This is a genomic window from Pseudotamlana agarivorans (genome assembly GCF_001642835.1).
GTDB lineage: Bacteria > Bacteroidota > Bacteroidia > Flavobacteriales > Flavobacteriaceae > Pseudotamlana > Pseudotamlana agarivorans.
Genome location: NZ_LXEI01000024.1, coordinates 1 through 14,109, shown reverse-complemented (window position 1 = coordinate 14,109; position 14,109 = coordinate 1). Strand labels below are relative to the sequence as shown.

The following is a 14,109-nucleotide window of genomic DNA, read 5'->3' as shown; positions in this document are numbered from 1 at the left end:
AATCCATTGTACAGAATTTGAGACATCAATGATGTTTTTATATTCTATTTAGCCATGGAACTCGCTTTCCCGTTATTAAGTTCTATATCCAATATTATTGGGAAGTGATCAGAAGGAAACTTTCCGTTTGAATACGTAACTAGATCCAGCTGATAGGTATTTACCGTGAAGTCTTTTGATAAAAAAATGTGATCAATCCTTTCATCGGTTTGTTTCACTTTTCCAAAACCGTTAAAAGTTCCTATATTTTCATTACTTAATTCAAGAGCTGTATCGTAAGCATTACTCAATTTTAGATGTTTTTTAAACTCAGCATACCACCTACTACGTTGTCCTATATTAAAATCTCCAGTAAGTATAACGGGATTTTCTCCTGCTATCTTCGTTAACTGTTCAAAAATAAGATGGATACTATTTGTTCGTGCCGTATCGCCTTTATGGTCAAAATGGGAATTAAAAAAGTAAAATATAAAACCTGTTTTTCTATCACGAAACTTCGCCCAACTGCATAACCTTTCGAATGCGGCATCCCAACCCTTGCTTAGTTTTTCTGGAGTTTCTGATAACCAAAAGTCACCTGAATCCAATAAAATAAATTTTTCTCTTTTGTACCATATTGCAGAATGTTCACCTTTTCTACCTCCTTCTCTACCAAGCCCTGTATATTCATAATTTGGCATAGCCTTTAACAAATCAGAAAGCTGTTCAAAAAGCCCTTCTTGTATACCGAATACATCCAAGTCGTGATTTGCTATTACTTCCGTAATATGTAGGAATCTATCTTCCCAAGCATTGTCAGGCCTATCTCCATCATTATCATACCTCAAATTGTATGAAGCTATACGATAATCCTGGGCTTGAAGTGTAACAGGGATCGTTAGTACCAATATAATTAATAAAAATATTTTCTTCAATACAGGCATATTTATGAGATAATTAGTCTTTAACATTAGATGTATGCTTATTGTTTTTTCCGCGCATTGGCCATGCATCTTCTGCCAAACCTTCTGCAAACATTTCAAATGCATAAAGTTTACCATCATATGCTCCGATATATACTGTGCCATCATCTCCTATGGATACTCCAGACCATATCCTGTTACCGGTTAGATATTTATATTTTAAAGTTCCATCTGGGTTAATAGCATAAAAATAATTATCTGCAGAACCGAAATAAATAGTTCCGTTTTTGTCTACAGCAGGTGAACTGTCAATAATTCCACCAACAGTAAATGTCCACAATAAGCTTCCATTTGATGCATTAATCGCCAACAGGTTATTAGAATCTTTAGTTCCTACATATACAGTTCCATTAGCGATTACCGGTGAACTTACTTCTATTCTTCCAAATGTTGGAAGATGCCATTTTATAGACCCATCATCTGGATTAAAAGCATAAACAGAACCGTCAGTACCTCCTTGACTAACCGCAACAATTACGGTCCCATCAGAATCAATAGCTGGACATAATTGGGAGTTACCGCCAATATTGGCCGACCATTTCTCTGTTCCATCAGGATTTAATGCGTAGAAATTATCATCATCAGAGGCAAAAAATATAGTACCATCGGCACCTATTGCTGGTGATGATTTTACATTATTTGTCGTTTCAAAAATCCATTTTCTGCTACCATCTGGGTTTATGGCGTATAAATTATCCTCATCAGATCCTACATATAAAGTACCGTCATTAGCTATTGCTGGAGTGGAGTAATTAACATTATTATCAATTGAAGCCAACCATTTTTGTGTACCATCTGGGTTTATGGCATGTAAATTATCATCCCTATTAGCTATATAAATAATTCCATCTGATCCAATTGAAGCCGATGCATATGAATAGTCTGTAAACTCATCATATTCCCATTTCAAAGTACCATTAGGGTTAATGGCATAAAGCTTATTATCACTTCTAGCGCTTATATAAATAGTACCATCATCTGCCAATGCAGGAGCTTGTGGTCTTACTTCTGAGCCAATTTCAAAAGTCCACTTTACACCCCAGACATATAAGTCTTGCTCAGTCACATAAGCCAGTCCACTATCATCTGTTACTGTCATATTTACAGTGTAAATACCAGGTGTATCATAAGTATGATTTGGATTTTCCAATTCAGAAGTAATCCCATCTCCAAAATTCCATGCCCATGACACAGCGGTATTTGCACTTAAAAATGCAGGGTTATATATAAAGTCTATTTTTTCACCGCTCATAGTAAGTTCACTTGTGGTAAAAGGTTCTACCGGACCTGGTGTAGCTTGAGAGATGACCTCAACTGAAGAAGCTATATCGTCATATACAACTGATAATGTTACAGTATATTCTTCCAAATTCTCAAGCTCCTTAATTTGATAAGTTGAGGTACTTGCATTCAGTAGCACTCCTGATTCACCATTAGGAGTCCATGATAAATAATATCCACTAATATTTGATCTATTAGGTGTTTCCCATCTTGCAATAACAAATTTATTCCCTGGATATACTTGAAGGTTAAGTTCATCTGGTATAAAAACAGAAACTGGAACTTTTAAAGAATTTTCATCTTCACTAATTATTGATTCAACCCAAATTTCATGCTCTGTATTAACCTCTAAACCTGTAATTTCATATGTACTGATGCTTTTATCAAGGTCAGCTACCAATGCATCAGACACATAAACTCTATACCCAATAGGGTTACCCTTACTTGGTTTATCCCAAGACAACTGTACTTTCTCATGTGCCACTTGAAATTCAATGTTTTCAACAACCAACCTTTTAGCTTCAATTGGTACAACATCATCTTCACAACTAAAAATGGCTAACGCAACAACCAATATTAGTATTATATTTTTAAGTAATTCTTTCATGTTTAGTTTTTTGTTTTCTAGACTATTAATTTTAACTTTTTTATGAACTTATTTGTTTATTCATTATAGCGATAAAGTTGTTAATACTGGAAAATGATCCGAAGGATAATAATTACCTTCATAATCTGTAATAACCTTATAGGCACTACACGAAGTTACATTCCTAGTAAAAACATGATCTATTTTCTCACCTGAAGTAAGTGGACCTACTTCCATACCCGTTTTTGTATACGAAGGTCCGCTAGGTGAGGTTTGAGACACATTTTTGGAATCAATAAAATGAGTTGGCATAATTTTGTTAGTTAATATATTATATGAGGTGTCCCGATTGGGATCTGAGTTAAAATCACCAAGTACAATAACACTTGAACCTTCCTTAATAATATCTTCAACTTTATTCATCAGTAGCGTTGCCTGTTGTTTGCGGATATCATCATTTAATGAAAAATGGTTATTGAAAATGTAAATAAATTTGCTGTTTTCAACATTTTCTTTAAATTTTCCCCACACACAATTTCTAAAATGTGTATCACTCGTGCCTTCGCCAAATCCAACATTAGGTGTATCAGGCTCGTTTGAAAGCCAAAAGACACCTTTTTCAAGAAGTACAAAACGATCAGAGTTATAAAAAATAGGATTTAAAATTTCGTCTGGAGCAGGAGAATTGCTTTCAGATTTACCACTTTCCGTACCATAACCAAAGTAACTAAGGGATGTTTGGTCTTTAATAAATTTTGTCTGATGTAAAAAAGCTTCTTGAACGCCAATAAAATCTGGGTTATGCCTATTTATTAAGTTTACTAAACTTACCCGCCTAGTTGACCACTGTCTAGAACCTGTTTGACCTTTATCATTTAGTACATTATACGTCATAACATTCAGTACGTCTGCCAAACTAGTAGCTTCTGTATAGGTCTTAGAACTTTTTTCTGGGATAATAGGTAGGTTGCCATCTCCACCATCAGATTCACTGCTGCAGTTCCATAGAACACTTATACAAAGTATATATAATAGTTTTTTAATAATATTTGATAACATATCTAATAGTATTTTTTTTTTAAAATCATTCTTATATTTTAATCTGTTTAGGAAGTGTATTCCTTTAAAACAGTTTCTAAGGAAGTAATACTGACTAAAACCCTGTGCTGTCTGTCCAACCTGGATTTTGGGTTAAAACTCCTCTTGAACGTACACGTTCGTCTGCGGGAATCGGCCATAAGTAATCTCGGTCTTCTTCCCATATTAAATTATTGTTTGGATAAGCGAAAATATATCCTGAGGTGCCATCAGATAGAATCAAATCAACGCCAGCTTCTAAACTTGTTCCTCCTGTTATAGATTCTGGTGTCCCGGCCCAAATAACTAAATCGTCAGAACCATCATTATCCATATCATAATTACCTAAATCTGGAAAATAACAGCCGTAAAATGGTTGAGCAAACAGCTGTCCTTCTTTCCATCTTAGTAAATCATATTCCCGGTATCCTTCTAAAACCAACTCAATAGTACGTTCCCTACGAATCTCCAAAATAACACCCTTGTTATCTCCTTGTGTTACATTTGTATAATAGGAGATTAAAAAGGGGTCTGGTGTTGAATTTGCTGAAGATAAAATTAAATTTGGCATGTTTACACGAGCACGAAGCTCATTAATAGTCATATCTAAATCTGTTTGACTTATTGTTCCCAATTCTGCTTTCGCTTCGGCATAATTGAGATATACTTCCGCAGTTCTAAACAATGGCCAATCTGTGACTCCTTTATTGTTACCATTATAATCTGAAGTAGATACAAATTTTATACTTTGATAACCTGTTAATGAAGAAAGTGAATTTATGGTTGATGTTGAAGCTCCTCTTTGAACATAACCTGGAGTTAAAATAGTTTGCGCTAAACGAGGATCTCGATTTTTGGTTTCATTTGGAAAAATCATAGTTTCCCATCCAGGTTCCGAGCTAAAAGGCTCTCCATTACTCATCAAATAGTGGTTTACAAAATTTCGGGTAAAGCCCTGTTTATCTCTTTCTAAACCAAATTGCACACTATTCATTACCAAAGCGACAGAGCTGTATACTCTTGATAAAATAACCTCTTGATCGATAGCAACATCGCTTATGAATAAATCTCTATAAGGTTCTGCTCCTTCATTGTAAATAGAATATCCACTATTTTGAATAAACTCTAACCCCGCATCTACTACATATTGTAAATATTTTTCAGAATCATTTAATCCATGATATTTACGAAATGTTCCCTCGTACAATGCTACTCTTGACTTTAAAGCTAATGCTGTCCATTTAGTAACCCTAACAGCACTTTTTGAAGTTGGAAGTAGATCAATTGCGTTATCTAGATCCTCTATAACTTTATCCATTACAAAACCACGATCATCTCGCGGCTTAAAAAGGAGCTTATCATCAGCAGAACCAAGAACTTGATTGTACCAAGGCACATCTCCATATCGTCTTACTTTTATAAAATAAAAATATGCCCGCATGAAATAAGCAACTCCATCGTAGTTTTGTCTAGCGTTTTCATCTGGACAGTTAGACGAATTTTGCAGATAATAATTTATAGCTCTTAATCTATCCCAGGTCCATCCATCTTCACTAGAAGCATCGCGTCTACCTTCCATTAAAGACCCTAAAGTTATATCTATATTAACATCTGAATTTGATCCAACTGAGCCATTGGCACCAGCTAGTTGCAGATAAAATTGATTCGTCCAAAGCTCGAGTTCCTCTGCAGAGGAAAAAAAAGTATCTGGACTTAAAGAATCCTCTGGCACTAGTGTTAAATCTGAACATCCCCAATAAAAAAATGGAAATAATACCAGAATAATAACTTTTATTTTTTTCATCTTAAATTACTTATTTTTTAGATTGATATGTTGGCACCTACAGAAATCGTCTTAGAATAAAAATAGCCTAGCCCTGTATTTGCATTATAAGTTGCATTAGTATTTGTTAGCTCGGGGTCAATAGTTAATGTATTACGCTTTAATTTGCTCCAGTAAAACAAATTTTCCCCAGTGGCATATATTTTAACACTATCCAAGCCTTTTATCGCAGTTGGAATTGTATAGCCAATGGTTAAGTTTTTTAGTCTTAGGTATGATACATCCTGAAGATATCGATCTGACACAACATTTAAAGAACTGCCTGCATATGCTTGATATCCTCGAGGTCTTGGGAAATATGCGTCTGGATTATTTTCAGTCCAATAATTTGACGCAAAATCTTTATGTATAAAAGATGCTCCTGGGTATGCAAAAGGCCCCCAAAGATCTGTTGTTTCAGGTTTTGCAAACCAATCTTGCTTTGCTACACCTTGGAAGAAAGCAGATATTTCAAAACCTTTCCAATTTGCCCCAATTCTAAAGGAGTAAGAATACCGTGGTAGACTATTTCCAACGACTCTTTTGTCTCCTGAATCATTTACAGTACCTGAGCCTTCATTGATGACGTTATCTCCATTAAGGTCTATAAACTCAACATCTCCAGCTAACAGGTAATTATTTACAGACCCGTTATACACTCTTCTGTTTACAGCACTATCGTCAATTATCGCTTGGTAAGCAGAGGCATATTCGTCACTTGCAAATAACCCAGCTACTTTATAGCCCCACATTTCACCTAGTGTCTGACCTTCATAGAATTCATCTATTAATTTATCTGGATTGTTGTACTTAGTTACTTTTGTTACATAATCTCCTAATGTAAATCCTAAATTATATTCAAAAGGAGACTCTTTTAATTTAAAATGATCGTTCCACGAAAGGTCTAATTCCCAACCTTTTGTTCGTAGGTTTGCTGTATTCGCCGTTGGTGTGGCAGCACCATATACAGCAGGAAGCGTTAAAGACTGTTGCAACATATCTTTAGTATCCCTAACATAATAATCATATGTTAAATTTATACGGTTTTTAAGGAAAGATAAATCTAAACCTATATTGAGCATTGACACTGTTTCCCATGTTAAAGAAGATGAAATAGGATTGGATATGCCTGCACTGCTTGCTCTAGAAGTACCATCGAAAGTGTATTCCATTTGGATATCCGGTGATATTTCTTCAAAAGTGGCATAATTATCAACTTGCTGATTACCTAAACTCCCATATGACAATCTAAGTTTACTGTTATTTATTACTGGGTTTATACCCTCCCAAAAACTTTCTTCACTCATTCTCCACCCAAAAGATCCAGAAGGAAAGAATCCCCATTGCTCTTCCTTCCTAAATCTAGATGTTCCGTCAAAACGTCCACTCACCTCAAAAAGGTATTTCCCTTTATAATCGTAATTTAAACGCCCAAAAAAGCCTAAGTTTTTAAATGCATTTATGGATTGTGCTAATTCTATTTCTCCAGCACCTACTGCAAATGTGCTTAAATCCTCATTTAACAAATCATACTGCCTTACAGATAAATCGGTGTTTCTATACTCCTCAAATTGATTTCCAATAACAATTTTTAAATTGTGATTATTATTCAAATAAGGATTATAAGTTGCATACAGATTAACGTTATGGTTATTTCTTCCTCTATGTTGCTCTCTGTAGTAATCATAAATAGAACCTGCTTGATACGTATTAAACACATTCAACTCATCAGAATATTCAAATGTATTGCTACGGTATTTTATTAACCGAGTTTCATATTTATAAGCATAATTCATGGTAAGGCTTAAATCTTTTCTAAAATCTAAATCTAATTGATTAGAAATAATAAAAGTTTTTGTTCCTCTTGAATTGCGTGAATTATCAGCTGTTAGAAAACCTCCATGTCCTCCACCTATAGGAGAACCAGGAAGGAATTGAGTAGGATACTGTACTATCGATCCATCTGGGTTTCTTGGAACAAATGTAGCTATGGCCTTTCTTGAAAGCTCACTAACTGTTCCTTGTTCTAGAAATCTACCTGCGTATTTATAAATTCTATTAGCATAGTTTATAGTACTTGTGTACCGAAGCCAAGGATTAATCTCTGTTTTTAAATTGGTACGAAATGTACCAAAAGTCATGTTATCATGGTAAATACTATATATACCATCTTGCTTCATTAGTCTTCCACTTACAAAATATGTTGTTTTCTTATTACCTCCACTAATTGAAATACTATTTTCAGTTTCAGGACGTGTTTTTCTATAGAAATAATTGAACCAATCAAAATTACCGTAATATCTATATTTATTATCGTCACCAACAACAACCCATGGACGATCAGGATGCTCGACTCTATCTTTTCTCCTATCGTAAAGCATTTGCATCTCATCAGAATCATAATCTAACATTTGCCTTCCTTCATGAGCTTCATAAAACTGGTTTACTATACTAACATGATCATAGCCTGTGGTTATAAAATCTGTTGATGTTGTATTTTGAGAAAACCCTGTTCTTGTATTAAAATCAACTTTAACTTTATTATTGGTGTTTTTTCCCGATTTTGTTGTAATTAAAATTACTCCTGCTGACGCTCTAGCTCCATATATAGCTGCACTTGAAATATCTTTTAGTACGGAAATAGATTCGATATCATTTGGATTTATCTGGTTTAAATTGACCTCTATACCATCAGCAATAATCAGCGGGTTAGAGTTGTTTAATGACGCCCCTCCTCTAATATCAATATTGTATCCTGAATCTAATACACCCGTGTTAAAGGTTAAGTTCACGGAAGGGTCTGCTCCTTGTAATGCTTTTGCAAGATCTATTACAGGTCTGTCATTTATTTCTTCGGCTGTTACAACACCTACAGCTCCTGTTAAATTAACCTTTTTTTGTTCTCCATAACCAACAATAACAACTTCATCTAACTGTGTTGTATCTTCTTGCAACGTTATATTAAGTGAATCTTTCCCGTCAATAGGCACTTCTTTGGTTACAAAACCAACGTATGACACTACTAGTACAGCATTTTGATAACTAACTTTTAAGGTAAAACTACCATCAAAATTTGTTTGAGCCCCCTTATTACTTATACCCTTTTCATACACATTAGCACCTACCAAAGGAAAACCAGTTTGGTCACTGATTATACCTGACACCTGATACCCTTGCACATCGTTATCTAGTGTAGTTTTCTGAAAATCATTTTCTTGGATTATAATGACATCTTCAACATTAACTTTATAGCTAACATTACTACCAGAGAAACTCTTTTTTAACAACTCTGTAATAAGTATTTCTCCTTTCTTTAATTGCACTTTTGGTGCATTTTGAAAAACCTTTTTTCGATAAATAAAATTATAGTTTGTTTGACTCTTTATAATTTCAAAAACTTCATCGACTGTAACAGTTTGGTCTTCTGAAATTATTATTTTGTCTTGTGAGAAAGCTTTATCCGTTGAAAGACTAAAAACCGTTGTACACAATAGAAATATAAATGTTCTCATAATATTTACTAGGCACGCTTTTTGAAAACTGCAGCGCACTAGTATTAAATTAATTTTCATAAATTTACTTTGTTAAATTATAACAATCGTAAGGGACAAAGCCTAGTCACTGCCAAATGCTAACTTCATTCTCTTTTTTTGTTTTTTTCTTAAGGTTAATTCTTCTCTTTACTTCTTATTTATTCTTGACTATTATTTTATTATTTTTAAGTTCTAAGTGATTTATTTATCCGTTAGTAATATTTTCTTTGAATAGGTGTAATTATTATCTTGAATAATAACAAAATATACTCCAGCTGAAAAACTCTCTAAATCAAATTCTTTATTAATTGATAAGTTTTCATTAATCACCAACTTCCCTTCAACTGAGTACATTTTAAAATTAGCAACAGAAGTCTCCAAACCATTTACTTTTAAAGTATTATTGCTTGTTTTATAAATTAACAAACCTTCGTTTGATTTAATGTCCTTAACATTTAAAGTGGTACCATCAGTGTTATCTAAACCTGGTGAATATTTTACTGTATTAGTTCCTATAGTAGAATGAAATACAAAATCTCCCGTAATGTCTGGTTCTCTGGCAAAAGATCCATCAGAAAGATTGGCCGTTGAACCAAACACATGTTGAAGTAATATTTCACCTACTCCATTATAAAGTGTTACTGTATCCCCACCATTATTAAGAGAAAAACTGCCCGTACTTGCAGTCTGGACTAAACCTGAAATACCTGTTGGCGTACCTCCACCAAAAACAACTATAGATTCTCCAGCTGGAATTGTTGTAGAAAGAAACACGTGTCTCATAGCAGCTCCATCATGTATCTCATAATTTGAAATATCTATACTTGAACCACTGTTATTAATGATTTCTATAAACTCATCATCTGAGGAACTACCTATTCCATCTCCGTTCGCATCACTATCTGGCCTTGTTAATACTTCATTTACTACTAAAAAATCATCATCTTGAATAAAAACAGTATGCATATTTTGCAATAACATACTATTTGTTGATGTAGTTTCAGTTAAGACAAATACTAAAGTCTCTAACTCACCAGCGTCTGCATCATCATGAATATCAACTAAAATATTTTGAGTTCCATTTTCTGTAAAAGTAAGTGAGCTCGTGTTTAAAGTATAATCTCCAGGATCTACTGTACTAGAACCATCTACAGATACATTTAAGGATACATTAATACCAGAATACCCTAATAACGTAACTGGAATAGATATAGACTGCGTATCATCTGTTTCTTCTAAATTTGTGATAGTATTATCAAAACTCACAGAAGGAGAAACTCCATTTATTATACTAAGATTATCAATCGCGATATCTTCGTCTCCAGCACTAAGTGTAAATGTTATTAGCACATCTATAACGTCCCCTGTACCTAACGGTGATGTAAATTCTGCAAAAGTATCTGACAGCAAAGCTCCATCAATAATACCATCACTATCTGAATCTAATCCTGGTGTAGAATTACCAGCTCCGACAAATTGAAATAAATTAATAAACGTACCACTATTGTCATAATCAACTGCTATCGAAACTACATCTTCAGGGTCCCAATCACCTAAGCCATCTGTTGCTGTATCTTCAGCAACAAGAAGCGACAATGCTAAACTTGTATATCCCGATATATTAATATCATCAAACATTAACGTTTGAGTTGGACTTGAACAATCTCCGTCTAAATCTTGAGCGGCAAAAAAGTAATTTCCTTCCTTACCTAATACATTATAATCTGTACTTATATCTGAACCATCTGTTCTAGCAAAAAAATCGTTAATATTGTCATTGCAATTTTCAGATTGTACTCCTGAATTACCCGTTTCAAAATTTTCTTGAAAAACAGTTGTTTGGGCCTTAACAGCAAAGGCTGTTAATACTACTGTAATAAATAATGTAATTTTTTTCATGTTTTTTTTAGTTTTTATATCAAAAGATCCCTTTTTAATGACTCTTATTTGAGTATTATTTTTTTACCACTGACTTTATAGTTATTTATTATTCCTGATTTTTTCATTGTATTTAAAATATTTTCTAACTCCTTATTTTTACTAAAAAGACCAACGAACTCTTCCTCTTTCTTATCAATTTCTTTCTCAAAAGTCACATTAACATCATACCACCGTGATAAAACCATCATTACTTCATGAAGTGTTTTACCATCAAAACTAAATACCCCTTCTTTCCATGAGGTCTCATTATAAACATCAACCAAATCAACAGAAATGGAATTATCTAAAAGACTTAGCTTCAATTGCTGTTTTGGCTTTAAAATTCTAGTTACCAATGATGAAGACAAGGATACCTTCCCCTCTACAAGAGTAGTATATATGTTTGATTCGCCTTTATATGCCTTTAAGTTAAATTCAGTACCCAATACCTCTATATCCTGATTTTTATTTCTTACCATGAATTTTGAACCTTGATGCTCGGTACTTGGAGACACATCAAAATAAGCCTCTCCATAAATAAGCTCTACTTGACGTATCGCTTTTTCTGTAAAACTTACTGGGTATTTTAATTGTGTTTCTGAATTCAACCACACTTTAGTACCGTCGGATAGCTCAATGTAGAATTGCCCTCCTCTTGGTATTGTCAAATAATTATATTTTATTTCAGATAAAGTATTCCGTCCAGACTTGTAAACTATTTGTTCTCCATTACTGCTGGCTTCATTAGTACGATATGACTCTCCTCTTTCTAAAACAACGCTAGATCCATCATCTAAAGTTAAAGTAGCTCTGTTTGTACCTGGTACGATTTTATTCGTTTCAACTATTACTGGGGCTGATTTTTCTATAAAATTGAAATAATTGATTTTAATTAAATAGGCTGAAAATAAAATTCCAATAATAGCCGAGGCAACTGCATACCCAAACCAAGACTTTCTTTGTAATGGAATAACTTCTGAGTTTTTTTTATCGATTTTTGCCACTATAGCTTCCCATGCTTCATCTTTGTTTATTGATGAGTACTGCTCTAACTTATCTATCAAGGACTCCACCCTTACTTCTTTTAAAAACGAATATTGGGTACTGAACTTTTCTAACTGATTTTTTTCGACTTCATTTAAAACCTTCAGAAACTTTTTTATTATTAATTTGGATATCTTAAAAAAATCAATCATTCTGTTAAACTATTTATATATGACTACTAACTATATATAGAACAACTAAGTTTTAATATGGTACTATTAAAAAGGAGTTTTTTTATAAAAAAACACCTCACAATAAAAACAAACAAACTTAAAGCACTAAAAAACAAGCATTTAAATTCGATTAAAGAGTGAGATTTTTATTTGAATTTTGTAAAAATTGGTTTTATCGATAATGAGGATTTTGCTTAGTCCATCAATAAAAAGTAGATAAAAGCACTTAGCTCTGTAAATTGTTCTCTCAGAACTTTGTAAGATTGAGACTTTAATGTTTTGACTGTTTGAAGTTTTATACCTAACTCTTCTGCAATTTCATAATTTTTCAAACCTTTAAGGCTTAACTTGATAATCTCTTTTTTTCTTTCTGGAAGCTTATCAATGGCTTTATACAAATAATTAACCACCTCTTCCTCAATTATTTGTTTTAAAAAAAAATTATCATCCTCAATCGCTTGTTTGACATTTTCAGCATGTTTGTTTTTTATTTTATCATGCTTAATAATATTGTAACATTTATTACGAACAACTTTATATAAATAAGCTTTTAGTGAAACTACATCAGGAAATTTTATGTCTTTTTCCCATAATTCAACAAAAACATCTTGAACTAAATCTTCACAGGCATCCAAAGAAAATATAAATCGCTTTGCATACACTACTAGTGAATCATAATGTAAATAGAATATTTCCTTTAAATCACTTTTACCAATTATATTATCCTGTGTAACCAATAGAGATTATTTAATCTGTGAATTCAATAATTCGCAAATTAAATGAATATACAAGAATTACCTTATTAACAAAACATCAACATTAAGTAAATTAACGTAAATAAAATATTTTAACATGTTGTCTTAATTCAGCACGAGACATACCGATAAGTCCACCAGGATCCACTTGAGAATATGCGTTATTTACTTAAAAATCAGACTATATGATCTAGAAAGCTCCTAAAAAGTATACAGCAAAAACTACTAAAAGAACAAAGAAAGTAATGTTAAACCATACATTAGTTACTAGAGCATTTAAAACATTGACTCCAAAAATCCCGATTAAAGCTACACCTAAGAGCTGATAAATAATGGCATTCTTAATTCCAGCGGTTTTATTCTTTCTTTGTATATTATAGAAGCTCAACATCATTGAAATCTTCGAGAATACACAAGTCGTAAATAATATGGAAAATCCTTACAAAATGCAATAAAAAAGATTGACCAAGGTCCTTTAATTAGATGCTGAATCGTCTTTGATTCTAGTAGTGCTATCTTTAGAGGCTTCTGGTTCTATAGGTTTAGTCATTATAATAACTAAAGTTGGCTTCCTGTCAAGCTGATATTCTAAATTTACTACTGTTGATTTTAAATTGTATTCTGTATCGGATATTATCTCTAATGACATTGTCCATATGTAGAGATCCCGAACTTGCTCATTAAAACACCAAGTTAAAAGTCACGTAAAAAAAAAGCATGCATGTTTTATTGATATTCTTCTAAATTAATATTTTCACATTCTGTCATTAACTTTTACAATCACTTTCCTCCCACCTTTCAATTCAATCAATTCAATCATCAGCCTTTCATTTTCCCCAAGCACGAATTTTGGAAGTACACAAACAAACCGTTTACCTTCGTTTGCTTGAATTTGATTTGGAATAGTTTGATGATACATTATATGCTGCTGTAATCGTTGAAAGGATGCTTTCTTT

The 14,109-nt window shown here is 33.0% G+C and carries 8 protein-coding genes and 1 pseudogene; all 9 read right to left on the bottom strand.

The window, feature by feature from the left end; translation table 11 throughout:
• Positions 1-44 precede the first annotated feature (44 nt).
• Positions 45-923, bottom strand: a complete 879-nt coding sequence (locus A6I66_RS15605; protein ID WP_067151623.1) for an endonuclease/exonuclease/phosphatase family protein — start codon at positions 921-923, stop codon at positions 45-47.
• A gap of 13 nt (positions 924-936) precedes the next feature.
• Positions 937-2,850, bottom strand: coding sequence for an outer membrane protein assembly factor BamB family protein (locus A6I66_RS15600; protein ID WP_067151569.1), 1,914 nt, complete (start codon positions 2,848-2,850; stop codon positions 937-939).
• Between the two features lie 63 nt (positions 2,851-2,913).
• Positions 2,914-3,888, bottom strand: a complete 975-nt coding sequence (locus A6I66_RS15595) for an endonuclease/exonuclease/phosphatase family protein (protein WP_067151567.1) — start codon at positions 3,886-3,888, stop codon at positions 2,914-2,916.
• Between the two features lie 94 nt (positions 3,889-3,982).
• Complete coding sequence (locus A6I66_RS15590; protein WP_067151564.1) at positions 3,983-5,710, bottom strand: RagB/SusD family nutrient uptake outer membrane protein; 1,728 nt, start codon at positions 5,708-5,710, stop codon at positions 3,983-3,985.
• 17 nt (positions 5,711-5,727) lie between these two features.
• Positions 5,728-9,240, bottom strand: coding sequence for a SusC/RagA family TonB-linked outer membrane protein (locus tag A6I66_RS15585; protein ID WP_084399723.1), 3,513 nt, complete (start codon positions 9,238-9,240; stop codon positions 5,728-5,730).
• A gap of 222 nt (positions 9,241-9,462) precedes the next feature.
• Complete coding sequence (locus A6I66_RS15580; protein WP_067151560.1) at positions 9,463-11,160, bottom strand: lamin tail domain-containing protein; 1,698 nt, start codon at positions 11,158-11,160, stop codon at positions 9,463-9,465.
• Between the two features lie 44 nt (positions 11,161-11,204).
• Entirely contained in the window at positions 11,205-12,377 is a 1,173-nt protein-coding gene (locus A6I66_RS15575; RefSeq protein ID WP_067151557.1) for a FecR family protein, read from the bottom strand.
• A gap of 215 nt (positions 12,378-12,592) precedes the next feature.
• Positions 12,593-13,135, bottom strand: a complete 543-nt coding sequence (locus A6I66_RS15570) for an RNA polymerase sigma-70 factor (protein WP_067151554.1) — start codon at positions 13,133-13,135, stop codon at positions 12,593-12,595.
• A gap of 772 nt (positions 13,136-13,907) precedes the next feature.
• A pseudogene (locus A6I66_RS15560) lies at positions 13,908-14,109 on the bottom strand (DUF4138 domain-containing protein); the annotation flags it as partial.